The sequence below is a fragment of the Chryseobacterium cucumeris genome (assembly GCF_001593385.1).
Lineage (GTDB): Bacteria > Bacteroidota > Bacteroidia > Flavobacteriales > Weeksellaceae > Chryseobacterium > Chryseobacterium cucumeris.
In genome coordinates, this window is the sequence record NZ_LUVZ01000047.1 from 181,493 (window position 1) to 208,419 (window position 26,927).

General features: G+C 37.7%; 18 protein-coding genes. 1 reads left to right on the forward strand and 17 read right to left on the reverse strand.

All coding sequences use genetic code 11. The annotated features are described in order from the left end of the window. Positions 1–27: 27 nt before the first annotated feature. From A1704_RS23775 to A1704_RS23800, 6 genes are all read right to left on the reverse strand, one after another. Positions 28–741 (reverse strand): 3-ketoacyl-ACP reductase, encoded by a 714-nt coding sequence (locus tag A1704_RS23775; protein WP_062676455.1) that lies wholly within the window; start codon positions 739–741, stop codon positions 28–30. 331 nt (positions 742–1,072) lie between these two features. Next, positions 1,073–2,635, reverse strand: coding sequence for a calcineurin-like phosphoesterase C-terminal domain-containing protein (locus A1704_RS23780; protein ID WP_082798863.1), 1,563 nt, complete (start codon positions 2,633–2,635; stop codon positions 1,073–1,075). A 72-nt stretch (positions 2,636–2,707) separates the two neighbouring features. After that, positions 2,708–4,156, reverse strand: a complete 1,449-nt coding sequence (locus A1704_RS23785) for a SusD/RagB family nutrient-binding outer membrane lipoprotein (RefSeq protein ID WP_062676457.1) — start codon at positions 4,154–4,156, stop codon at positions 2,708–2,710. 9 nt (positions 4,157–4,165) lie between these two features. Beyond that, positions 4,166–7,129, reverse strand: a complete 2,964-nt coding sequence (locus tag A1704_RS23790) for a SusC/RagA family TonB-linked outer membrane protein (protein ID WP_062676458.1) — start codon at positions 7,127–7,129, stop codon at positions 4,166–4,168. A 490-nt stretch (positions 7,130–7,619) separates the two neighbouring features. Continuing rightward, a complete protein-coding gene (locus A1704_RS23795) occupies positions 7,620–8,366 on the reverse strand; it encodes a glycerophosphodiester phosphodiesterase family protein (protein WP_062676459.1) in 747 nt (248 codons plus the stop codon). Positions 8,367–8,533: 167 nt separating this feature from the next. Beyond that, entirely contained in the window at positions 8,534–11,617 is a 3,084-nt protein-coding gene (locus A1704_RS23800; RefSeq protein ID WP_062676460.1) for a TonB-dependent receptor, read from the reverse strand. A gap of 324 nt (positions 11,618–11,941) precedes the next feature. Here A1704_RS23800 and ligA point away from each other — a divergent pair, with 324 nt between their 5' ends. Further along, positions 11,942–13,948, forward strand: coding sequence for an NAD-dependent DNA ligase LigA (gene ligA / locus A1704_RS23805; protein WP_062676461.1), 2,007 nt, complete (start codon positions 11,942–11,944; stop codon positions 13,946–13,948). Between the two features lie 64 nt (positions 13,949–14,012). On the opposite strand, the gene A1704_RS23810 is transcribed toward ligA, so the two are convergent. The 11 genes from A1704_RS23810 to A1704_RS23860 all read right to left on the reverse strand — a co-directional run bounded on the left by A1704_RS23810 (position 14,013) and on the right by A1704_RS23860 (position 26,235). Beyond that, positions 14,013–14,231, reverse strand: coding sequence for a hypothetical protein (locus A1704_RS23810; RefSeq protein ID WP_228432274.1), 219 nt, complete (start codon positions 14,229–14,231; stop codon positions 14,013–14,015). Positions 14,232–14,292: 61 nt separating this feature from the next. Then, entirely contained in the window at positions 14,293–14,766 is a 474-nt protein-coding gene (locus A1704_RS23815) for a hypothetical protein (RefSeq protein WP_062676462.1), read from the reverse strand. Positions 14,767–14,783: 17 nt separating this feature from the next. Continuing rightward, entirely contained in the window at positions 14,784–15,242 is a 459-nt protein-coding gene (locus A1704_RS23820; protein ID WP_062676463.1) for a hypothetical protein, read from the reverse strand. A 176-nt stretch (positions 15,243–15,418) separates the two neighbouring features. Beyond that, the gene (locus A1704_RS23825) at positions 15,419–15,883 is read right to left on the reverse strand and encodes a hypothetical protein (protein WP_062676464.1); all 465 of its coding nucleotides are present in this window, start codon (positions 15,881–15,883) and stop codon (positions 15,419–15,421) included. Positions 15,884–15,957: 74 nt separating this feature from the next. Further along, positions 15,958–17,673, reverse strand: coding sequence for an ATP-binding protein (locus tag A1704_RS23830; RefSeq protein ID WP_062676465.1), 1,716 nt, complete (start codon positions 17,671–17,673; stop codon positions 15,958–15,960). A 5-nt stretch (positions 17,674–17,678) separates the two neighbouring features. Then, complete coding sequence (locus A1704_RS23835) at positions 17,679–18,788, reverse strand: histidine kinase (protein WP_062676478.1); 1,110 nt, start codon at positions 18,786–18,788, stop codon at positions 17,679–17,681. Positions 18,789–18,844: 56 nt separating this feature from the next. Beyond that, complete coding sequence (locus A1704_RS23840) at positions 18,845–19,894, reverse strand: porin (RefSeq protein ID WP_062676466.1); 1,050 nt, start codon at positions 19,892–19,894, stop codon at positions 18,845–18,847. A 103-nt stretch (positions 19,895–19,997) separates the two neighbouring features. Further along, positions 19,998–20,555 (reverse strand): potassium-transporting ATPase subunit KdpC, encoded by a 558-nt coding sequence (kdpC, locus tag A1704_RS23845; protein ID WP_062676467.1) that lies wholly within the window; start codon positions 20,553–20,555, stop codon positions 19,998–20,000. Positions 20,556–20,565: 10 nt separating this feature from the next. Continuing rightward, positions 20,566–22,605, reverse strand: coding sequence for a potassium-transporting ATPase subunit KdpB (kdpB, locus tag A1704_RS23850; protein WP_062676468.1), 2,040 nt, complete (start codon positions 22,603–22,605; stop codon positions 20,566–20,568). Between the two features lie 175 nt (positions 22,606–22,780). Beyond that, positions 22,781–24,475, reverse strand: coding sequence for a potassium-transporting ATPase subunit KdpA (gene kdpA, locus A1704_RS23855; RefSeq protein ID WP_062676469.1), 1,695 nt, complete (start codon positions 24,473–24,475; stop codon positions 22,781–22,783). Positions 24,476–24,912: 437 nt separating this feature from the next. Then, entirely contained in the window at positions 24,913–26,235 is a 1,323-nt protein-coding gene (locus A1704_RS23860) for a sigma-54-dependent transcriptional regulator (RefSeq protein WP_062676470.1), read from the reverse strand. Positions 26,236–26,927 lie beyond the last annotated feature (692 nt).

The following is a 26,927-nucleotide window of genomic DNA, read 5'->3' on the forward strand; positions in this document are numbered from 1 at the left end:
CCTTGAACTTTAAATTTTAAAACCTTATTAAGGATTTGTAGAGAATATAGAACCGTTTGCAATCAGCGCTCTTCTGTTCATTTTCAGGATATCTCTTACCCATTCTGCAAAATCTTCCGGCTGTAATACTTTATCAGGATTTCCATCTGTAAGACCGCCCTGGATGCTCATATCAGAAGCAATAGTACTTGGAGTCAGCGTAATGACACGGATATTTTGTTTTCTCCATTCTGCCATCATAGATTGAGAAAGAGATACTACGGCTGCTTTTGAAGCGGCGTATGCAGACATATTAGGACCTCCTTTCAGACCTGCAGTAGAGGCTACGTTGACGATATCACCTTCTCCTTTTGCTTTCATGAAGGGATAAGCTGCTTTGGCTGCATAGTATACTCCGAAAAGATTGGTTTTAATAACCTGCTCCCAAGTTTCAGAAGGCATTTCTTCGATAGAACCAAAGTCTCCGATTCCTGCATTATTGATCAGAATATCAATTCCTCCCAATTGTTCTGCTAAAGATTCTATTCCAGCTTTTACCTGAATTTCATTGTCTACAGAAAATACTGCGTAGGCTGAGTGTACTCCTAATTTTTTGATTTCTTCAACCGTCATTTTAAGGTTCTCTTCGTTTCTTCCTGTAATGGCAACGTTTACTCCTTCATTGGCTAAAGCTAACGCTACAGCTTTTCCTAGTCCTCTTCCACCACCTGTTACAATGGCATTTTTTCCGTTTATATTCATAGTAATGATACTTTTCTTGATACAAAGTTACGAAAGAACATTTTTATGAGGCCGCGAAAACACAGATTTAACTTATATTTTATACAACCACAAAAATCACAAAAGATGATTACTACAGATAATATTTAAAAGTTACAATCATCCCGTATAAAAGTTAACATAAGATGAAAACTTAGATTTTTATAAAACTTAAGTGCGCTTCTTATATCCAAAGTATAGCTTAAAAACTTTTGTGACTTTTGTCGTTTATCTAAACCTCGATAACAATTAAAACCGGCTCATAAGAACCGGTTTCAAAATCTAAAAAAGGTATAGTAAAAAAATAAAAAGCTTAAGGAATCTGGATGGCGTTCTGAACTTCAAATTCTTCTGAAGCTGAGAATTCATTTCCATACATGTCTACAGCTTTCACCTCAACTTTGTGTTTTCCTAATGCTAATTTCTTAGGAAAATCCGCTTCCCAGATATGCTTTGACATTTCAGGATTAGAAGGTCTTCTGCCCGGAAGAATTTTCTCTGTAGAATCCCATTTGAAAACAGAAAGAGCAAAATTCGGGTCGATGGTTTCATCGTACTTCATTTCTTCCCATTTTCCACCGTCTATTCTGTATTCTACCTTGTCTTTTTTGCTTCCCATGAAGAAGTTAGCCAGTACTTTGGCAGAGGTTCTTGACGAAGAAATCACTTTCGGAACATATAATTTGATCTGATAGTCTTCCGGTTTTCCGGCTGTTCTGTACTTAACTTTATACTGATTGTCTGTAAAACTGATGAAAGAGTAACCTTTTGCAGTCCCGTCTCTCATGGTTGAGGTAGGAAGTCCGGCTTCATCCGGTGTTCCTGAATACCAGTCGCCACAAGTAGTTCCTACGTTATATTCGTGTAATTCTTTGATTCCGTTCCAGCCTGCTTTTTTGCCATAGAAAATCTGTTGCTGGATATGGGTATGTGCTGACAAAAGCAATACATTCTGGAAAGGATTCAGAAAATCAAATAATTTCTGACGGTCCGCATTTCTGAAGTTGTCTTCGTTATTATGTTCCAATGGAATATGGAAAGAAATGACGATCAGTTTATTTTTATCAACCAGTTTCAGATCATTTTCGATAAACTGAAGCTGGTCATCACGGAATCCGCCCCAATACCCTTTGCCGTCTCTCGGGTCCGGATAAAGAATATCATCTAAAATGATGAAGTGTACATTACCGTAGTTGAACGAGTAATTGGCAGGACCAAAATTAGATTCAAATGTTTCATCGGAAAGCCTGTCTTCCTTTGCATCATAGTTCATGTCATGATTTCCCATCACATTATACCAGGGTAGTCCGACTTCTTTCATCACATCTGCGTAAGGTTTCTGAAGACTTAGGTTGTCTCCTACCAGATCTCCCAGACTGATACCCAATACTGCATTTTTCTTTGTATTCTTTACTTCGTTTACGATTCCTCTTTTGAAGTAATCCAGTTCTTTTTCTGTGTAAGGCTGTGGATCACCAAAAACAAGGATATCAAAATTTTTATTTTCGTTTTGTTGATAAAGCGGGAAATTCATTTCTTTTGGAAGATCACCTGTGGGAGCTACTCCTTTGTATTTAAAATCTGTAGGAGATCCATTAGGTTTATGATGATAATAGAACTGTGGAAGATTGTTTGCATTTAAAGCAGTATGATACCCTGAAGGCTTGATCACAAAAATAGTTTGATCTTCGTGAACCGGAAGACTGTATCTACCGTTTTTATCCGTAAGAACTACCTGCACTCCATTAGAGACAGCTACGCCTTCAATTCCTTTTTCACGGTTTTCTTTCTTTTGATTTTTGTTGAGGTCTTCGAATACATATCCTGAGACAGAAGTCTGTGCGAGTGCCATTGCTGAAACCAGCATACAAGGCATGATATATTTTATATTGATAGTCATAATTTTTTAAATCTTTAAATTATTTTTTAATCTTTCAATTGACACTTTTTATTTATTCCACCACATTTTCACGTTGATATTGTCTCCTCCCATCGATTGTACAGCTGCGTTATAATTATCTGTATTCATCACTTTTGTAGCCGTAGGATACATGAATCTCACAGGCATTTGCCCTCCGTTCTGAAGCCCTCCGTTATTAGGGAGTACAGGAAGTTTTGTACGTCTGTATTCATACCATTGCTGATGGTCAATAAAAAACAGGGATATGTATTTCTGAAGCATAATTTTTTCCAGAGAGCCGTCATACGCCACTTTAGGATTACTAAAGTAATTGGCAGGAACTGTTGCTCCCCACTGTTCAATAATAGATTTCACCCCGGTTTCGTAATAGGTTTGCTGGTTTCCCGCGATGATTCCTTTATTGACTAATTCTGCAAGGATAAACTGAACTTCAGAATAAGTCATGATTAAAATCTTTAAAGGTGCTTTCGCCAGATTCTGATTAAGGTTGGAAGGCTGATAGTTGAAAGATGTTCCCAAAGCGTATCCTGAAGGAGCTCCTTTATAACCAAGATCTTCTCCTGTTCCTGCTTTCGCTTTTGTGAAAAATAGGCTCAGTCTTGGGTCATTATTATCTTTCATGGCATTCACAAAGAATTCACCTGCAGCCCTGGAAGCGGTAAAATCCTGTGGGCGGGCTATTGGCGGCAGGTAGGGAGATATTCCGGAAAGCGGCAGCACTGCACTGTCTGTATTATTCTGAAAAATGGGATATTGAGCCGGATTATTGATAATTTCCTGAATTCTTTCATAGACATTTACTTCTCCGTTTCGGCTTAGAATTCTGGTTAATAATCTTAATGAAAGAGAATTACAGAATTTTTTCCATCCTAAAATTCCGGTCTGGCTGTTGGTATTGGCATTATAAAACAGATCGGTTTCCGTTAATACCTGATTGGTATTGAATAACGAGTTGGCTGTTTTCAGATCATTTAACAGCTGAATGTAGATATCTTTCTGCTTATCATATTTTGGTCTTAAAATATTTTCTTCAACTTTAAGCGCTTCAGAAAAAGGTATATCTCCGAAAGCATCAGTAAGGTTGGAGGCAATCCATGCATTCAGGACCATTGAAATAGCAAGGTAATTATTATTCTGTTCTTTGTCTGCATATTTTCTGAGATCATTTACCTGCTTAAGCCATCTGTAAGAAGTATTCCAGTATCCGTTACCACTTTTTTCATCCATATAATATCTGCTGTAGGAATTTCCTTCATTGGGAAAGTCTAAAGCAATCTGCATCATATCAAAAGTGAAATCATCTGCTCTGTTATAGCCGTAACTCGCCATTTCATACTGAATGGGAGCAAGAAGGCTTCCAACGGAAGGGTCTTTAATCCTGCTGGTATCTGTATTGAACTCCTCGAAAGTTCTGTCACAGGATTGAAGCATGAAAACCGAAACTGCCAATGTCAGATTTATAATTATTTTTTTCATTTTTAAAATTTAGAATTTAAGATTTAACTGAAAACCAACTGTTCTTGCTGCCGGGAGTTGTCCCATTTCCACTCCGGGAGTAATGGTTGCATTATCCAACGTAGCCACTTCGGGGTCAAACATTGGAAATTTGGTCCACATCCACAGGTTCTTTCCGAAAATGGCAATGGTAAGATCATCCAGACCTATTGATTGTATGGTTTCTTTCGGGAATGAATAGGCAATTCTTGCGTCTCTCAGCTTAATAAAGTCTGTGCTGAAGCTGTTGGTTTCCACATTGGCCCTTCTATAATAATCTCCGTAATAAGAAGATACCAGTACTCCTTTTGTATTCGTACTGAACGATCCGTCAGGATTTTGGACAACACCGTCTCCTACAATCATTCCGCCAGGATTATCTCTTCCCGGAAGGGTAGATTTCAGCTTACCCTGTTCAGACATTTTATGATGTGACTGAGAATAAGCAATACCACCGTACTGACCGTCAAATGAGAAACTGATCGTAAAGTTCTTGATTCGGAAATCATTCTGAAGACCGGCTCTCCATTTTGGGAACGCATTTCCTACTTTTTCAATATCTGCTGGTCTTGCAGGAAGTCCGTTATCGCCATAAATTACTTTTCCATCCGGAGTCCTTAGTAGTTTAAAGCCATACATATCGCCCAATGAACCTCCTACTTCCATTTTATAGAATACTACATCTCCTACGTTGGAAACAATACCATCGAATCCTTCCGGTAAGGTCATCACTCTGTTTTCGTTGGTAGACCAGTTTCCACCAACTTTCCATGAGAAGTCTTTACCTTTTATGGCTAAGATATCCGCTGAAAGTTCAAGGCCTCTGTTTCGGATTTTTCCGGCATTGATGATCCTTTTGGAATATCCGCTTTCTGTAGGCATCGATACCGGAATAATCTGGTTTTCACTGAAATTTTGATAGGCAGTAAGATTAAGGTTCAATCTGTTTTTGAAAAGGCTAAAATCCATACCGGCTTCAATATTGGTATTTTTTTCAGGTTTAAGAGATGGATTATTAAAAGTGGTAGGCGCCACTACACTCCCTGTAATATTACTTGCTGTATAATAGTTATCCAAAAGATAAGGATCACTGTCTATCCCTACTTTTGCCCATGAAGCTCTCAGTTTCCATAGGTTCAGATTATTGCTTTTCAGATTAAAAATATCTGATAAAATGAAACTGGTACTCACCGAAGGATAAAAGAATGATCTGTTTTGCTTCGGAAGCGTAGAGCTCCAGTCGTTTCTTCCGGTAATATCCACAAATATTTTATTGTCATATCCCAGAGTAAGCAATCCGTACACACTGTCTACATGTTTATCTCTGGGTGCCGGATATTTAACCGGAATAGAAAGTGCGTTGGTAAGGCTGTATTCTCCTGCTGTTTTCAGTCCGATGGCCTGATAATCATTAAGCAGGTATTCATTATAACGAATGCTTCCCCCTGCTGACGCTGAAATGCTGAATTTATTCCAGTCTGCTTTATAAGAAAATAAAAGGTCGTTATTATATTCCTGGTTTTTGATAAACTGTTCTCTGTAGAGACCTTTCAGGTAATTGGCAGAGCTCCAGGGTCTTTTGGTCGTTCTTTTTTCGTTCAGGATTTCAATTCCTGACCTCAGCATTACACTGAAATTCTTATTAAACTGATAATCCGCTGTGATATTTCCTGTAATAGTCTTCTTTCTAACTCCATTCAGCATTTCATAAGCAATCATATATGGATTGTCAATATAGGAGCTGAACGGATGGATTTGGTCAACCTGCTCCTGCCCCGGCTTCCAGATAGGCTTATACCACTCCAGATCTACATTGGGATTCTGGAAGATCATGAAATAGGAAATCGACTGGTTGTTGTATCCTGTTGCAGGAAGATTATCACTGGTAGTAGTGTTATAGGCAAATTTTGTTGATATTTTTAATTTTTGGGTAAGCTGATGGGCAAATGACAAAGCAAAATTGAACCTGTCGAAGCCTGTATTTGGCATCATCCACTCATTATTAAGGTAAGTAAGTGAAGATCTGAAGCTGGTTTTCTCGTTGGAGCTTTCTACGGAAATACTGTTCGAGTAGGTAGAACCTGTTCTCCAGAAACCTTTAATGTTATTTTCATAAGGTCTCCACAATTGTCTTTCCTTGCTCTGCCCCATTACGTTAGGATCGTATTGGAAATAATACTGTCCGGCGAATTTAGGACCAAAAGCACTACTGGTTCCTCCGGTATTTGGTCCATCCGGAGAAAGGCCATAAGAATAGTAGAAGTTTCCTGCTGTATTGGTTGCCAGTGTTCCCTGCCCGTATTCGTATTGCCAGTCCGGCCATTTCAATACAGAATCAAAGCTTGAGGAAGAGTTAAAAGTAACCCTCAGTTTTCCGTTTTTAGTTTTTCCGGATTTTGTGGTGATCATTAAAGCTCCGTTGGCAGCGCGTGATCCGTATAATGCGGCTGCAGAAGCTCCTTTCAATACCGTTACGGATTCAATATCATCCGGGTTGATGCTGTTCAATCCATTTCCAAGATCGATGGGAACATCACCTCCGGAACCTGCTCCATACGCAGCCGTACCGGAACCTGTGGTAGAATTCCCCAATGGCACTCCATCCACTACAATCAGAGCGTAGTTGTGATCCATCATAATGGATTTTTCCCCTCTCAAAGTAATTCTGGAAGTTCCCAACGGCCCTGCTCCGGCCGTCTGGATTTTAAGACCAGCGACTTTTCCTTCCATCGACTGTGCCCAGTTATTATTCTGGGTTTCTTCAAATGTTTTGGCATCTACTTTCTCAGCAACATACCCTAAGGCTCTGTCATGCCTCTTGATTCCCAAAGCAGTCACTACTACTTCATCAAGTCCTTTAATGGTATCTTTTTTAGCTTTCTGCTGAGCTGCCAGATTAACGCTGACCAATCCTAACAGCGACAAAACCAACAGTTTTTGTGTCTCTTTACGCATTTCCTTTTTGTTTGCGCAAAATTAGAACGACATTACAAGGAACGTCTTAACACAATTTTAACGTTTCTTAAAAATTTATTAAACCAAATATTAATCAAGCCTTAATAACATTGAGTAAACACCTCAATAATAAACACTTAGGCAATTAAGTGTTTTTAATACTGTGGTAAGGCTGTATTTATGTATCTTTATTGTCTTTCTTTGAGATAATACCACACGAAACAATCAACACACTGAATAACAATATATTAAAACAAAATCTAAGCACTTGATTCTTTCATTAACTCTTAAAAAGAAGGGCTTAGCTTCTAAAAAAAGCAGCCTGCTTCCATATAAGAGGCAGACTGTATAAATTATTGGTTATTTGTTGAGATGGTTAAAAAATTTCGTTTGACCACCCCGCCAAAAATTCTTTGAATTTTCGCCACCCCTCCGGAGAAGGGGAATATTTCGTCCTTCGGTTGTACTATTGGTGAAGGATATTCAATCGTTATTTATTCTTTAACTGATCCGGAATATTGGTTGTTACAAATCCGATTCCCTGCTTCTTCAGTTCATCATATACAGCAGCATCATTTACTGTCCAGGCATTGGTAATTAATCCTAATGCTTTTGCATCCGCAATCCAGGTAGGGTTTTTCTGGAAAACACTGTAATGGTAATCCATTCCGTCTAGTCCTTCTTGTTTGATCTGCTCAGGAGACAACTCGCCATTCAGATATTGTACTTTAAAGGCAGGAGCCAGTTTTTTGATCTCTTTACAGATATTAAGGCTGAAAGAAATAAACTCACTTTGAGATTCCAGCTTCATATCTTTAATCATTTTGATCGTTTTTTGCGTGATCTCATTTTCTATTTCCGGAGTTTTCGCTGGCTTGATCTCAACGATCAGCTTCAGAGATTTGTCTTTTTTCCCCTGTTTTAAATAATCTTTTAAGGTCGGGAATTTTTCTCCGTTGGATAATTTCAATGCTTCCAGTTCTTTGAAAAGAGTTTCTGAGATTTCCATTTTACCATGGTGTTCATCATGATTGATCACCAATACACCATCTTTTGTCATTCTTACATCAAATTCCGCCCCATATATTTTTAATTTCTGGGCATTTTCCAATGATTGAATTGAATTCTCTGTTGTTGGAGGCTGAGCCTGGAAATATCCTCTATGGGCAATAATCTGGGTTTGTGCTTTCATCATAACTGTACTTAAAACTGCTAACCCTAAGATAAAATTTTTCATAATATAATTTTAAATTATTAAAATAAAGTCGTGAAACTTCCTGATAAAGGTAGTTATTACAAAATAAAAACCAAAAGACATAAAAGATTTACTGATTAAAGCTAGGTGAGATTTACCATAGCCTGCTCAATTTCTTTTATGTCTTCAGTGGTTAAAAAAGGTAAAAGTTAGAAACTGTATTTCGCACCGATCTGGATCTGGTAAGGATTTCCTGTCAGAGGAACCAAACCGCCTCCACTTACGTTTTTGGTGTATTCGTACTGCATCGTATCTTTATTGAACTTGGTTACCTTATACAAAGAAGTATTTGAGTATGATTTGTTTACCCCCCATTCTTTGTTAAGAAGGTTGGCTACGTTGAAAATATCAACAGAAAGTTCAAAAGCTCCCACTTTATCGAATTTAATTTTCTTGGCAACACGTACGTCCCAAACACCGTAGAAACCGTTTTTACCTCCGTTACGCTCTGCGATTCTTCCGTTATATTCATTGATATAATCTTTCAGGGCCTGCCCTACCTGCGGATCATCCAGTATGGATTTGGTAAGATTCGGGAAGATAAAAGCAAGATCGTTGGAATCTACGAAGTCTCCGTTGATGTTTCCTCCTGTGGTTGCTGAGAAACGCGTTCCTCCGATTCCTGAATACCTGATCCCCAATGTAAATCCTGCAATGGTAGGAGAGTTTCCATAGATCACGACTTTGTTTCTGAACTGGTTGTCAGAATAGGTCATTCTCAAATCTCTAGGATCACTCTGAATCATGGTAGACAATGTTGCAGAGTTGGCTACGTTTCCGTTGTATGAAGTATTGTCTTTGATATCAGACCATGTATAACTTGCGGTGATTTCTCCATCTTTCCAGTAGCGGTAACTTGTATCGATTACGAATGAGAACTGGTTTACTTTACCATCGCTCACCAATTCCAGTACTCTTCCGAAATTATTATTGATTCTTCCCTGTTTCCAGTCGAAACTTACACTGTTATTGGCATTATTGGTAATAGCTCCTGTAGGAATAAATACTCCCCTTCCACCTTCGTTAGCCAGTGTAAAGAAAGGATTGGCCACCATGTTTCTGTCGTAATAATAGTAATTGTTTCTACCTAAAGCCATATATCCTGCAATTCCTGCTCTGAACCTTTCATTGAAGAAATGGGTATAAGAGATATTGGCTTTATAAACGATCGGGATCTTTGCATCCTTACCGGTATAGTTGATCGTCGGAATCTGCTTCTGGGAAAGTGACGGAACCGTATTATAATCATCTCTATAGCTGTTGAAATCCGGGAACGGAACATCTTTACCCGTTACATCCACAGTAGCCAGATGTTTTCCATCAAATACAAGGTTGTTGATGATCATATAATTGTTGATATCGGAAGAGAAAATTCCGGCACCGAACTTCAGGAAGTCTTTATTTCCTTCATTGATGTTCCAGTCAAACTGGAATCTTGGCTGGATGACAAATGATTTGATCTGGTTATCCGTTCTGATTCCCATTTCATCAAACAGTTTCTGGTTGAATTCTGCTTTCGGGTAACCACCGTAATCTAATCTCAAACCAGCCATTAAATCAAGTCCTTTAGCTACTTTGGTCTGGAATTGCCCATAAAGACCGATGTTCCAGATATTTGATCTGACAGACGGATCGGCCACCAAAGGAACTTCTCTATAGAATCTGTAAGGTGTCATGGTCTCAAAATTGCTCATTCCCTGGAAATGGAACCTTCCGTTCACCTCACTTCCGTATACCGATTTTGCTGTTGTATACATAAGGTCTGCCCCAAACGTATATTTTACCTTATCTGTATTGTAATATAAATTATCTACAATCTGGAACACATTATTTCTGAAGCTTTCCTGAGCAAAGCGGTGTCCTCCGATCTGAATATTCGTAGATCCCGCACTGGAAGAAACTCCTTCAACAATAGCTCTCGGTACGGGTTTTCCTAATTGATTGTTCTGGTAACTGTCCTGGAAAGTATAGAGATACTGCGCCTTTAATTCGTTGGTTAAGTTAGGTCTCAGATTTGATCTTAAAGTTAACAATAAACTGTTATCAAGGTTCTTATCATTTCCGTACGACTCAAAAAAGTTGATATTGGTATTATCACCTAATCCGTTTTTGTTAAGATCGTAAGTGAAGTTATTTCTAAGCGTTAATAAATGCTTTTCATTGATCTGCCAGTCTAGACGTAAGAAACCGGCATCAGAGTTTCTCACTTTATCAAAAGTTCCGAACTGGGGGCTGCTTCCTACTCCATATTTTGCTCTTGCAATATCCAGGAACTGATTAAGCGTCTGCGTAGTTGTGTTGAATCTCTTCTCATCATCCGGAGATTTGATATCAGCAATCACTAAAGGTCTTGAATCCAGCTGATGATCCCATGCTACGAAGAAGTGTAATTTATTTTTAATGATCGGACCTCCCAATGAAAATCCGAACTGCGAAGTAGAGAAGTCATTATTTCTTTTGTTTCCTCTGATATCATAAGGGCTGGAAAGCCAGTTTGTTCTTAAATATTCCCAGGCACTTCCGGAAAATTTATTGGTTCCTGATTTGGTAACAGCACTTACTGTTCCTCCTCCACTTCTTCCCAATGTAACATCATATTGGTTGGTAGTGATTTTGAATTCACGAACCGCTTCAATGGAGATGGAGAATGGTGCACCGCTTCGGCTCGTTGTTGATCCTGCAGAAGTAGGATTTTTTGCTGTCATCCCGTCAATCGTAAAGTTGGTGGAAGATCCAAGCTGACCGGAAAGGTTTCCTCCTTTTCCGCTTAACGGAGATAGTTCCGTAAGATTGGTGAAGTTTCGTCCGTTCACCGGAAGCATGCTGATGTTTTTCGCAGAAATTGCGGTAGCTGCTCCCAGGTTTCCGATCTTGTTTTTAAGGTTTCCTGTAATTTTTACTTCCTCAATAGCCTTTTCGTTCCCCAGATCCATATTCACGGTCACCTGATCTCCGAAGTTGACATTATAGCCTTCTTTTTTATCATCATTGACAATGACCGTATAAGGCCCTCCAAGAGGAATTTCTTTAAAAATATATTCCCCTTTTGAGTTGGTTTCCGTTTCCGTTCTGAATCCTGTAGACTCATTCACGATCGTTACTTTCACTTTTTCCTGAGCCGTACTTCCCGGTCCGGTAACTTTCCCTACAATAGAAGCCTGCGTGGTCTGTGCATAAGCCATTGTCCCAAGCCCTAAAAACAATAATCCCAGTACAATCTTTACTTTTTTCATTTCTTCCGAAGATCTATATTATTAATTTTTTCATGTTAGCCCGGAAACCTCTTTGATTTTCACGATGATAGATCATTATGAGGTTTCTTTCAATCAGATGTGCAAAGGTATTTTGACTTTAAGAGCGGGGTGTTTAAGAAAGTTTTAACATTCTTTTAATTAAATCAGAACTTTATGTTAAATTACTTTAAACACGTGTTTTATTTTCTGTAAAACCAGTAGGTTAAGACATATTAAGCATTTTTAATTTTCCTATACTATTTTATTCTGTTATTTTTTAAATGCAATTACTTTAGTTATTTTTGCTCAAAAGATAGAAAAGCAATGTCTGAAAACATTCAACAAAAGATAGAACAGCTTCGTAAGGAACTTCACCAGCATAACGAAAATTACTACCAACTGGATACTCCCACCATTACAGATTATGAATTTGATATGCTTCTGGAGGAGCTACAGGATCTGGAAGCCAGGTATCCCGAATTCTATGATGAAAATTCTCCTACCGTTCGTGTAGGTGGCGGTGTTACCAAAGTTTTCCCTACGATTCAGCATAAGTTCAGGATGTATTCTCTGGACAATTCCTATGATTTTGACGATCTTGAAGACTGGGAAAAGAGAATCATCAAAACGATTGACGATCCGGTAGAATTCGTTGCTGAGCTGAAATACGACGGTGCTTCCATTTCTATTCTTTATGAAAACGGTAAGCTTTCACAGGCTGTGACCCGTGGTGACGGTTTCCAGGGTGATGAGATTACCCCGAATGTACGTACCATTTCAGATATTCCTCTGACTTTAAAAGGTGATTTCCCTGCTCATTTTTTTATGCGTGGTGAAATTTATCTGACCAGAAAAAACTTTGACAAAATCAATAAACTTCGTGAGGAAGAAGGGCTTGATCCTTTCATGAATCCAAGAAATACTGCCAGCGGAAGTTTGAAAATGCAGGACAGCGCTGAGGTAAGAAAGCGTGGACTTTCTTCCGTATTATACCAGTTTATTTCTGATGAAGTTCCTGCGGAAACCCATTGGGAACTGCTTCAGAAAGCTCAGAGCTGGGGCTTCAAAACCTCCCAGCAGGCCAAATTATGTAAAACAATGGCTGAGGTACAGGAATTTATTACTTTCTGGGACACAGAACGTCATAATCTTCCTTTTGAAATTGATGGTATTGTTTTAAAAGTGAATTCACTACAGCAGCAGAGACAACTTGGCTATACGGCCAAATCTCCGCGTTGGGCTATGGCTTATAAATTTAAAGCGGAAAAAGTAGAAACAGAACTTCAAAGCGTTTCTTATCAGGTGGGAAGAACCGGAGCTATTACTCCTGTTGCTAATCTTAAACCTGTTTTACTGGCCGGAACCATTGTGAAAAGAGCTTCTCTGCACAATGAAGATATCATCAAAAAGCTGGATCTTCATGAACATGATTTCGTGTATGTAGAAAAAGGAGGTGAAATTATTCCGAAAATCGTAGGCGTAAACACAGATAAAAGAACTGAAGAAAGCAAAGAAATTGAATATATCAAACATTGTCCTGAATGTGGTACCGAGCTGGTAAAAATTGAGGATCAGGCCATCCATTTCTGTCCGAACGAGCTTCACTGCCCGCCACAGGTTGTAGGAAGAATGATCCACTATGTTTCCAGAAAAGCTTTGAATATTGATAATCTTGGAAGTGAAACGATTGAACAGCTGTACAGAGAAAGACTGATTGAAAATCCTGCCGACTTCTATGTTTTAACAAAAGAACAACTTCTTCCACTCGAAAGAATGGCTGAGAAATCGGCTCAGAATATCATCACAGGAATTGAAAAATCCAAAGAAATTCCTTTTGAAAAAGTTTTATACGGAATCGGGATCAAACACGTGGGGGAAACAGTTGCCAAGAAACTGGTTAAAAACTTCCCAACGATTGAAGAATTGAAAAATGCAACCGTAGAAGAGCTCTGCCAGGTAGAAGACATCGGAGCTAAAATTGCAGTAAGCATTGTCGATTTCTTCCAGAATTCTGAAAACGTATTGATGATCGAACGATTGAAATCTTACGGAGTACAGCTTGAAAAAGGAGAAAGTACCAATGAGGTTCTATCCAATGTTCTGGAAGGAAAAACTTTCCTGTTCACCGGAAAATTGTCATTATTTACCAGAGAATCTGCTGAGGAAATGGTAGAAAAGCATGGCGGAAAAAATATTTCTGCAGTTTCAAAAAACCTCAATTTTCTTGTAGTAGGTGAAAAAGCAGGAAGTAAGCTGAAAAAAGCTCAGGATATCGGAACAATTACGATTCTGGATGAGCAGCAGTTTCTGGATCTGATTGAGAAACAGTAAGAGTAATCATTTTAAAACAAAAAGACTGTGAATTTATCACAGTCTTTTTTCTTTTAGCCATTCTTCAATATCCTGATTGGCCTGATTGATCTTCCGTAAGGTATGCTTTGTTCTTATATTCTTCTCTCGCTTCAGCAGTTCTTTCCTTTTGTTCAGCAGTAAGAATATATTCATTCTGATCCAATTCAAAATCCAGAATCTTTTGAATTTCTTCAATAATTCTGGCTTCTTTTAATTGGGTAATCCTGTTAATTGAATCAATTTTTAAATCTGATGTATTCATCTTATGTGATTTAAGATCAAACTTAGAAAATTTAAGTATTACATTAATTAATAGACAAATCTTAATTCTTACAAATAATAGTTTTTCTACTATTTAATATCTCCATTAAAGCACTTGCTTTCACATTCAACAGGTCTGTGTTTATAACACTCCCTTTTCTGCCAAAAGGATCTGGATTACTCTTTATATTAATATAAAGAGACTCACTTGTTTTTATTCCCCGGAATGTTGTATTTGAAATATAAAATGAAGAAATATCTTCAAAATTAATTGTTGTTGGTTTTCTCAATAGGTTATAAATGATGATCTGCTTATCAGTAACTGTTAATAAAGGTTTTGTTCGAAATAATAACAAAATTGAATAGACAACTCCTAATGAACAAAGTAAAAATCCAAGATAAAACATGACTATAAGACCCAGACCTGCATTTCCTAATTTTTTATTTAAAAAAGCTAAAATAAAAATGAATGAAATAATCAATACTATAAGCCTTTTTATCTTATTCGAGTAAAAGTGAACCTCTTTAGTACGCATTGAGTTCTTATTAAATATTACTTGAAAACAATAATAGTATATGGAGTATTTTGTCCAGATTTAGGTAATATCATCCTGATATGTTCTTTATTCCTGTAGTAATCTATATAAAGCTCTTTGGTGATAATCTTTCCTTTCTCGGTTTCTTTATACCCGGCAGCCAATATCAGTTTAAGATACTGCTCATAGTCTTTTTTGTCATTAAACTCAAACTCAATCCGATCTTCATATTTTTCTTCTTTGTATTCAAACTTTCCGATTTTCGAGCCATAGTCTGGAGCTTCGTATTCGGTTAAAAGGAAACTTACGCCTTCTGTTCTGTCATAAAACTTGAACTGAAGCTGTTTCATTTCTTTTTTAAACTCATCCATCGTAAGTTTGTTGAAACTGTTAAGCTGTTCTACTGTGAATGTTTGTGCAGAGACCTGAATACTCAGTACAACTGAGAATAATAGGAGTCCTAAACTTTTTCTCATTGTTATTTTTATAGCAAATATAAAGAATAGGATTACATTTTTTAATTGTAAGGATTTGATATTTTCTTATTCTAATAGATGAATACACCTTTTATAGGTTTATAAAACCTATAAGGTGTTTAAATACGCAATTTAATCCTTATGAAGGCAGCCATCTGAAATAACTGCTTAAACTACTATTCCTTAATCAAAACTTTCCTGAAAAGTAAAATTTCGTCCTTATTTAGTCCTTCCAAAGAAATTGTGCGTTTTGTATTGGGCATCCAGTCAGGATAGAGAATCAGTTCAACATAATTGTCATGTACATGAAATTCTCTCAGAACTTCCGGATTTTTTGTATTTCTTCTATCTGATCCAAATCTCAGATTAATACACTTACCAGGAACAATGTAAAAATCTTTAGGAAACAAAAATATAGAATTCTGATTCATGAAAATTTCAAAACTACACCATCGAAATTTTTTACTATAGCTAAGACCTCCTTTAGTTACTGAAACAATAGTGCCATGGATATTTTTAAAAACTACCGCATCCGGCTGCTGATATTTTTCAATAATTTTATTTTTCTGCACATAAAAGAAAATTCTTGAGATGATAAAAACTGCTATACCTGCCAATGGCAAATAGAAAAAAGGGTCCATGAATATAAAGGAATAGAATTACAAATTTTTAAGAAAATCAGATATTTTCTGAGTCAAAGGTATAACAATAATCCTTATGAAGCCGGTAGTCTGAAATAAAACGTACTTCCGTTATTCAGAGAACTCTTCACTCCTATTTCTCCATGTTGCTTTTCAATGAAATTTTTTGAAATAGCCAAGCCCAAACCTGTTCCATTTTGGTGTTCGCCGGGAACCTGGAAATAGCGGTCAAAGATCTGGCGGTGGTATTTTTCATCTATTCCGCTTCCGGTATCAATAATACTGAACTGAATGAATAAGTTCTGTTTTTCTACCACAATCTTAATATTTTCATCCTGAAAAGAGTGCTTTACCGCATTGGTAAGAAAGTTATTCATTACCCAGACGGTTTTATCAAAATCTGCGGTCACCGCATCATTGTCTTCCAGAAGATATTCTGTGCTGATGGAGATATTTTTCTGTTCGGCCAGTTTCTCTACATTTTTTACAGCAGTCCGCACAATTTCTTTCGGAGAACATTTTTCTACGGTCAGTCTGATATTTCCGGATTCTACCTGAGAAAGATTCAGCAATTCTCCAGTGATATCCAATAAACGCTGTCCGTCTTCATTGATACTTTTCAACAATTCCTGCTGCTGCTCATTCAGTTCTCCGAACTTTTGGTTTCCAAGAAGCTGAACACCCATTTTGATAGCTGAAATCGGAGTTTTCAGTTCATGGGAAATGGTTGCAATGAAGTTGGTTTTGGCAAAATCAAGCTCTTTAAAAGGCGTAATGTTTCTCAACAATATTACCTTTCCTATATTTTTTTTCTCCTTTTCTCCTGTTTTTACAATATTGATGGGAATAATATCCTGTTCAAAATAGTTTTCCTTATTATCGCGGACAATTTTAATCGGATCTTTTACCGGATGATCGATATTTTTCAGCAGTTCACGCATCAGATCATTATTGATGGCTACTTCATGAGCCGTTTTTCCAATAATATCTTCCTTATGGAGATTCGTGATCTTTAAAGCTTCATCATTGATCATGTAGATAAAATGATTCTCATCCAAACCAATTACCGCATCATGCATATTGTTAACCAATGTTTCGATACGTTTTTTATCCATAAGCTGCTTGGAAAGCGTACTACTTTCGTACTCCTGAAGTTTCTCCGCCATGGTATTGAAGGAATCTGCCAGACTGTTGAATTCTTCACTTCCTTTAAAATGAACCCTCTCGCTATAGTTTTTATCGGCAATCTGTTTGATACTGAAGGTCAATTGATTGATAGGCTCTGCAATGGTTTGCGGCAAATTGAAAAGCAGGATAAAAGCAATCAGAAAGCATACAGTACCTAAACTTACGATCCAAAAAGTAGCATTTTCTGCTGTTATAATCGCAATGTCACTTTTTCGTTCTATCCCCTTCATATTCAAGGACATGATCTTCGAAAGATCTTCACGGATAAGCTTTTCTTTATTGATATCGGGAGCTTTAAGGTAGCTGTTGAAATGCAGATTCAGATTCTGAGTGGCTTCTTTTTCTCCAAATTCTGTAAGGTTCTTTTCCTGAAGCTTATTATTTTTTCGAAAATCTGCTATGGCAACGGTACTGTCTGTACTGATATTATCCAACGCCAAAAGCATATTTTTGGAAAATTCCAGGCTGTTGTAATTGGCCGTAAGGATCTTTTCAGTATCGGATTTTAATTTATTGATGTATACAGAACCTATCACTGAAAGCAGAACGATCAGTAAAAATAAAAGGCCCACGCCTAAGGTAAGTTTCGTTTTAAGTTTCATTACTTTTAAGATAAAATAATAATATCTATCTGTCTTTCATTCAGCCTGTTCATAAGGGTATAGATCCAGCTGTATCCCAACATTCGCTGCCAGAAACTGGCGTGAGGTTTTCCAATACAGACCGTCGTGATGTTATGAGCAATCACATATTCCAGAATCCCGTTGTGGACACTGCTTTCTTTGATGCGGACTACTTTGGCCCCTAATTCCTGTGCTAAATTAAAATTATTAATTAAATACCGTTGTTTGTCCAATGCAATTTTTTCCGGATTTTCAGAAGGCTTCTGAACGTACAAAACAGTCCATGGACTGTTATAGTAGCTGGCTAATCTGGCGGTTTTACGGATAATTGTTTTAGCAATCTTCTCATTACTGCTGATACAGGCCAGGAATTTTATGGGCTTAAAATTTTCGGTTTTGATCTCTGTTTCCACCTTTCTCTCCACGTGGGTGGCTACTTCTTTTAAAGCCAGTTCACGAAGCTGAAGAATATGTCCGCTTTGAAAGAAATTGCTCAGAGCGGTCTGAATTTTTTCCTTTTTATAGATTTTTCCTTCTTTTAATCGGGTCAGCAATTCATCTGCGGTAAGGTCAATATTGACTACTTCATCTGCTAGCGCTAGTATTTTATCCGGAACCCGCTCTGTTACTTCGACTCCGGTAATTTTCTTAACCTCTTCATTCAGGCTTTCAATATGCTGGATATTCATGGCACTGATGACATTGATCCCGTTATCAAGAATTTCCAGCACATCCTGCCATCTTTTTTTATTTTTAGAACCTTCTACGTTGGTATGGGCAAGTTCATCTACCAGAACCACTTCAGGATGTTCGTTGATGATAGCCTGAAGATCCATCTCCTCAAGATTCTTTCCTTTATAAAAAACTGATTTCCTTTCAATTTGAGGAATTCCTTCTACAAGATCTTCAGTTTCTTCACGGCCATGCGTTTCAATATAGCCAATCTTTACATCAATGCCATTTCGCAAAAGGGAATGCGCTTCCTGGAGCATACGGAAGGTCTTTCCTACACCTGCACTCATCCCTATATAAATTTTGAATTTTCCTTTACGAGACTTCTGAATCAGTTCTAAAAAATCTTTTGCTGATGACATTGATTTTATTCTTTTTAATTTTACTTTAAGCACTATTCTCTGTGACTAAACCGATATTAAAACCAGACCGCTAAACTCGATGTTATAAAGAAATTTCCTTTTTTAAATTCATCATTTTTAGCAAAAATGGCATCTTTTGAAGTAAAACCTCTCGCTTCTGTACGGAAAACTACATTTTTGAATATGGCATAGTCTACATTGAGAGAATATCCGAAGGTCTGAAATCCAGTGGGAGTTTCTGTACTGATAATCACGCCGTTTTTATCATTATAATATTCCAGTCTTCCCGCTAATGCCCATTTGTTGTCCAATTGATATTTCATCTGAACATTCGGACTGTACCAGATATTATACTGCTCGCTTCCTTTTGATTTCTGCTCAGCGCCAATATCAAATCCCAATACAGCCGAAAACTGATCTGTTATCTGAAAGCTTCCGTACAAATCATGGAAGTAACGCATTCTTTTGTCCTCTTTTGCTTTATCATTCCCTATGAATGAACTGCTGTTCAAAGTAATCTTATCATTAGGTTTATACGTTATCTGATGCCCGAAAGAAATACTCTGGTTTCCTTCAGGTTTGGCAATTCTCTGCCATCCGTTCAATACCAGTCCGCTTACAAACCATTTCCCATTATCTGAGGTATAAGAAATTTTGGCTCCAGTTTCGAAATAAGGTGAGTTTTCAGCGGCCAGACTTCTTGTCAGATTAACATTGTCTTTTCCTATGGCACTTTCCCATCCAATATGGGAAGGCATGATCCCTGCATCAATCCATAAGTTTTTATTTTTTGATAATCTGATTCCAACATTGGCTTCGTTTACATAACGTAGTGCATTTTGTTCTGCTGCCATATTATCCTGGGCATAGGTTCCGGCCATTAACGCTACATTGGCACGGATATTTTCACTCTGGTAATTGGCTTTAACCAATCCCAGGTTAAGGTTCATTTCATTGTGCCTGTTATAGGAATACAAAAAGTTTTGACGAATATGATTTCCAGGCTCATTAAAATCATAGGTATAAAAAAGTTCTGCATAAGCGGAAAATGTCACTTTATTACTTGTTTTTAATGAATCTGATGACTGGGCTTTTGAGAAAAACATTCCCAATACGGCTCCTATAACTAAATATTTTTTCACTTTTATTAAGGTATGTTAATCATGTCAAGGTTTTCAACCTCGACATGATTATCGGTTATTAAATGTATTATTTTAATTGATCCAAAGCAATGTTAAGCTTCAGAACATTTATTTTTGTGGGTCCGAAAAGTCCTAACAACGGCTTTTCAGTTTGATTATTAATTAAGCTTTTAACTTGCTCTTCTGAAATATTTCTCACTTTTGCAATTCTTTTTGCCTGATATAAAGCTCCTTCTTCAGAAATATCCGGATCCAGTCCGCTTCCACTTGCAGTAACAAGCTCTACAGGAACTTTAGCATTACCCATTTCAGGGTTATCCATTTTTAAAGTATCAATTCTTTTCTGTACAATTTCCAGATATTCTTTATTGCTTGGACCTTTATTGCTTCCTCCACTTCCTGCTGCGTTATAATTGACTGAAGAAGGACGGCCGTGGAAATATTTTTCAGACTTAAATTCCTGACCGATATTGGCATAAAACTTCTGCCCTTTATTGTAAACAATTTCTCCGTTTCCTTTGTTAGGAAGTATTTTAGAACCTCCATAAACCACTGCCAGATAAATACCAGTAACTAGCAACATGACAAGAGTTAATCTGAATGCTGAAACAATATGATTTTTCATTTTTTTAATTTTAATAGAATAAACTGATTACCAGATCAATGATTTTGATTCCGATGAACGGAACGATTACTCCGCCTAACCCATAGATCAAAAGGTTTCTTCTTAATAATGCACTTGCACCGATGGGCTTATAAGCAACTCCTTTCAACGCCAGCGGAATCAAGAACGGAATAATCACCGCATTGAAAATAACCGCTGATAATATGGCTGTTTCAGGACTGTGAAGGTTCATAATGTTCAGCTTCTGAAGAGAAGGAATAAAAGTGATAAAGAGCGCCGGAATAATGGCAAAATACTTTGCTACGTCGTTTGCAATACTGAAAGTGGTCAACGTTCCTCTGGTCATCAATAGCTGTTTACCGATTTCTACAATTTCGATCAGCTTTGTAGGGTCATTATCCAGGTCTACCATGTTGCCGGCTTCTTTAGCAGCCTGCGTTCCGCTGTTCATCGCAACACCTACATCTGCCTGGGCTAGTGCCGGAGCATCATTGGTTCCGTCTCCCATCATCGCTACCAGCTTACCTTCCTGCTGTTCCTTTTTGATGTAATTCATTTTGTCTTCAGGTTTAGCTTCGGCAATAAAGTCGTCTACCCCTGCTTTTTCAGCAATGAATTTTGCAGTCAGAGGATTATCTCCTGTTACCATTACCGTTTTCACTCCCATTTTTCTCAGTCTCTGGAAACGTTCCTGAATTCCGGTTTTAATAATATCCTGAAGTTCAATAACGCCCCAAACTTTTTCATTAACAGCTACTACTAAAGGAGTTCCTCCGTTTTCAGAAATTTTGGTTACCGCATCCTGGGTTTCCTGCGGGAAGATATTCCCGGCTTTTTCAGTCAGTTTTTTTATTGTATCGTAAGCTCCTTTACGGATTCTTGTTTCTTCAAAATCAATTCCGGAAGTTCTTGTTTCTGCGGTAAAATCAATATAAGTGGGATTAGCAACTAATAAATCTTCAGGTTTTAAAGCACTTAGTTCAATAATAGATTTCCCTTCCGGTGTTTCATCCGCTACAGAACTTAATGCTGATGCTTTAATAAATTCTTCAAGCTGAATTCCATTGGCGGGGTGAAATTGAGTTGCTTTTCTGTTTCCGATGGTAATTGTTCCGGTTTTATCCAAAAGCAATACATCAATATCTCCTGCTGTTTCCACTGCTTTTCCACTTTTAGTAATCACATTCGCTCTCAGCGCTCTGTCCATCCCCGCTATCCCGATTGCAGAAAGCAGACCTCCGATGGTTGTCGGAATAAGACAAACGAAAAGAGATATAAATGCCGCTATGGTAATCGGAGTCTGCGCATAGTCTGCAAAAGGTTTTAAAGTGAGGGTAACAATAATAAATGTAAGCGTGAATCCTGCTAAAAGTATGGTTAATGCGATTTCGTTGGGTGTTTTCTGTCTTGACGCTCCTTCTACAAGAGCAATCATTTTATCTAAGAAGGATTCTCCGGGTTTTGTGGTTACTCTTACTTTAATTCTGTCTGACAATACTTTCGTTCCTCCCGTTACAGAACTTTTGTCTCCACCCGCTTCACGGATGACAGGTGCACTTTCTCCGGTAATAGCAGACTCATCAATGGTAGCAAGACCTTCAATAATCTCACCATCCATCGGAATCTGATCTCCGGCTTCACAAAGGAAAATATCACCTAAGGTCATTTCAGCAGACATCTTCAGCCTTGTTTCTACCTGAAATCCCGGCTTGTTATCAAGTACCAGTTTGGCCGGAGTTTCTTCCCTTGTTTTTCTAAGGGTATCAGCCTGCGCTTTTCCCCTTGCCTCTGCAATAGCTTCTGCAAAATTGGCAAACAAAACGGTGAAAAATAAAATTATAAATACTAAAAAGTTATAGGAAAAGCTTCCCTGGGTTTTATCACCGGTAAGGCTGAACATGCTTACGATAAACATGACTATGGTTCCGATTTCCACCAGGAACATTACCGGATTTTTAAACATAATTTTCGGATTCAGCTTTACGAAGGACTGTTTTATCGCTTCGTTGACCAAATCTCTTTGAAACAATGTTTGTGACTGATTTTTCATTTTTTTGAAAGAATTTATATCATTGTAAATCAATAGTAACCATCAAGGTCTGCCGGATAATAAGGATAGATATGGATAATATTAAGTGAACGTTTCGTAAGTGTCAGACTAGTTTCCTTACACTTTTCAGCTTCCTTAATGGTTGAATATTGATTTTAATTTTTAATGTTCAAATTTATTTTGAGAAATATTGAATCTGCTCTGCAATAGGACCTAAAGTCAATGCAGGGAAGAAAGACAACGCTGCAATCAGTAAAATCACTGCCAGAGTCATGAATCCGAAAGTAGCCGTATCTGTTTTCAGTGTTCCTGAACTTTCAGGGATATATTTCTTCTGTGCCAACAGACCTGCAATGGCTACCGGTCCTATGATCGGGATAAATCTTGAGAGTAACAGTACAATTCCCGTTGAGATATTCCACCAGGGTGTATTGTCTCCCAACCCTTCAAATCCGGATCCGTTATTCGCTGCGGAAGAAGTAAACTCATACAGCATTTCACTGAAACCATGGAAGCCGGGATTATTCAATGTCTTTGCTCCAAATTCTGGTAGATAAGCCGTTAAAGCGGTTCCTGCAAGAATCAGGAAAGGATGGAATAAAGCCACAATCATTGCGATTTTCATTTCTTTGGCTTCAATCTTTTTACCCATAAATTCTGGGGTTCGTCCTACCATCAGCCCACTGATAAATACAGCAAGAATGATAAAGATAAAATAGTTCAGAATTCCGACTCCACAGCCTCCGTAGAAGCAGTTGATCATCATCGCAAGAAGTTCATTCATTCCCGAAAGCGGCATTGTACTGTCATGCATTGAGTTCACAGATCCTGTTGATATAACTGTGGTTGCAATACTCCAGTAGCCGGACGCTGCACTTCCGAAACGGATTTCTTTACCTTCCATAGCTCCCAGGCTGTTATCTGTTCCCATTTTTGTGATCAAAGGATTTCCTCCTGTTTCATTCACGATATTCGGAATGGTAAGTGCCAGAAAACCGACCGTCATTACCGTAAAAATCACCCATGAAAGTTTTCTTTTATTCAGATAAAAACCCAGTGCAAATACCAACGCAAACGGAATGATCATCTGAGCGATCATCTCTGTCATATTGGTCATATAATTGGGATTTTCAAGCGGGTGCGCAGAGTTGGCTCCGAAAAATCCACCTCCGTTAGTTCCCAAATGTTTGATCGCAACAAATGCAGATACAGGCCCTCTGGAAACATCAGCTTTCTGACCTTCCAGTGTTATAATGTGATCTTTTCCTTCGAAAGTCATCGGACTTCCGTTAATAGAAAGTACTAAAGCAACAATTACACTTACCGGAACCAGGATTCTGACCATTGATTTGGTGAAAAAATCGTAGAAGTTCCCAAGTTCGGTACTTGTTTTTTCTTTAAAAGCCTTGAAAAGGACAGCCATTGCTGCCATTCCCGTTGCAGCCGTAACAAACTGTAAAAACATCAGATAAAGCTGGCTCAGATAACTTACTCCTGTTTCTCCTGAATAATGCTGTAAATTACAGTTCACTAAGAATGAAATGGTTGTATTAAAAGCCAGATCGGGTGACATATTTGGATTCCCATCAGGGTTCAAAGGAAGCCATGCCTGATTCAGCAAAAGAAGGAAACCTATGATGAACCAAACCAGATTGATCGCCAGCATGGCATACATATTCTGTTTCCAGTTCATATGGCGGGCAGGATTAATTCCCGAAACTTTATAAATTAACTTTTCAATGGGTTCAAAAACCGGATCCAGAAAAGTCTTTTTGTATCCGTAGACATTAGCTATATATTTCCCTAAAAATATTCCGATAACTAATGTGATAGCAAACATTGCTATAATGCCTAAAATCTCTGTATTCATGACTAATTAAAATTTTTCAGGTTTCATTAAAACATAACAGATATACACAAAGGCAAGTATTGAGAGGAAAAATAAACTCCACATAATTTATATTCTATCAAAAAATTCAACTGATTTATACAAAAGCCAAAACAATACTGCAAAAAGCAGAATTAAACTTATGAGCATCATATTTTAATCATTAGGGTTAAAAGGGTCAACAATACGTACGATACAATCAGCAGACTAAAAGTCGAGTGCTCCCGTTTTTTAAACGTTTTTCTTGAAATTGTCATTTTTAAATATTTTATTCGAAGACTATATGCCAAAAGAAAGTCCATTCTGAAAAACAAGCACCCAAACAATTGAATAACAATATATTAAAACTAAATGCTAAACTATATAAAAACAGAAAAGCCTATCAAAATGATAGGCTCTTTATTAAAATGATAAAAGGTTTATTTTAATCCGTATTCTTCAAGTTTACGGTACAATGTGGCAATACCGATTTCCAGTAAACGGGCAGCTTCTGCCTTGTTACCTTTTGTATACTGTAGAACCTTCTGTATGTGTATTTTTTCCAGTGATCTGATACTTAAAGAATCACTTTCAGGAACAGCTTTTTCCGAATAATGGGGAAGACTTTCTGCGTCAAGGATATTGTTATCCATCAAAATCAAGCTGCGTTCCACGGCATTTCTCAGTTCACGGATATTTCCTTTCCAGTCGTTTCGTTCCAGTACTTTATAGTAATCAGGATTTACCTGAACCCCTGTCAGATGAAGTTTATGAGAAAAAATATCTATAAAATGCTTGGCAATAGCTTTCAGGTCTTCTTTTCGTTCTCTTAATGGCGGAAGCGTGATCTCAAAGACATTCAGCCTGAAATAAAGGTCTTCTCTGAAATTTCCCTGCTTTATTTCATCTATCAGGTCTCTGTTGGTAGCAGCAATTAACCTGAAGTCAGATTTAGAAACTTTGGTTTCACCCATTTTGATAAATTCCCTGGTTTCTAAAACTCTGAGCAGTTTTGCCTGAAGTTCTATTGGCATCTCACCGATTTCATCCAAAAACAGAGTTCCTCCGTTAGCTTCTTCAATCAATCCTTTCTTATCTTTCAAAGCTCCAGTAAAAGCACCCTGTTTATGACCAAAAAGCTCGCTTTCCAGAATTTCTTTACTGAATGCTGAACAATTAATCGCTACAAAACTGTTTTTCTTCCTTTCACTTCCTTCGTGAATGGCACTCGCAAAAACTTCCTTACCCGTTCCGGTTTCCCCTGTAAGAAGAACAGCAGCATCCGTTAAAGCTACTTTTTCAGCCAGTTTCTTAGCCTGCAAAATAAGTGGTGATTTACCTATTATCTGATTAAATCCTTTCGTCACAGCCTGCTGAACAACCCTCGATTTATTGTCTTTTACCTTATCAAGAGCCTTATACACCAATGGGATTATTTTCTCATTATCATCTCCTTTCACCAGATAATCATAAGCACCATTCTTCATAGCCTGTACAGCATCCGTAATATTACCGAATGCCGTCATCAGGATAATTTCAAGCTGTGGATATTTGGTTTTGATAGCCTTTACCAGCTCTACCCCAAAAGCATCAGGCAGACGAACATCGCTCAGAACAACATCAAATTCATATTGCTCCAGCATCGTCATTGCCGAACGCGCCGTAGAAGCTTCTTTTACATTAAAATTTTCTTGGGAAAGGATCATTCCTAGTAATTTAAGGAGTTTGATCTCATCATCGATGATCAGAATATTTCCTGACATTGTAATTATTTTTGGAAAACTAGTACAAACTTATTGAATTTATTCGAGGAAAATGGGTTATAGAAGGAAATAGTTTACTTAACACCATTTGAGATATCAGGAGCTGTTTCCCGCTATCCATTCATACTCCTCGAGCCTGCGCTCCCGACCTGAGTAAAGCCGCACGTCTCCATGCCTGCTGCGGGGTAACCATTCCTATCGGGGCTAGGATGGTGAATGAATCATCAATGATAAATTATAAAATGATGTAACGAAGTTCGGGATACGGATTCTGTGGTTATCTTTTCCAATGGAGTTATTGGTTGCAATCGTGTCTTTCTTTTTATTTGGCCTACTTCTTTCCTACTGTGTCATTCCGCAGGAATCCAGCCTCCTTTATTATAGTCTTTAAAGGATTAAAAAGGTAAAAGTAATATTTGAGTTATGTGCTAATACTTTGTTGAGACTCCTACGGAGTGACAATTGGAGTGTATGCTGTCCAGCATAAGTAATAAATGATAAGTGATAGTTGATTGATGTATCGTTTATCAATTATTCATTGCTCATTACTTATAAGCTTAACTTGGGTATATAACAAAAAAACCTTTATCGTAAAGATAAAGGTTTTTTAAAAATAAAATAAAAACTGGCGGCGGCCTACTCTCCCGCGTTAGCAGTACCATCGGCGCTGGTGGGCTTAACTTCTGTGTTCG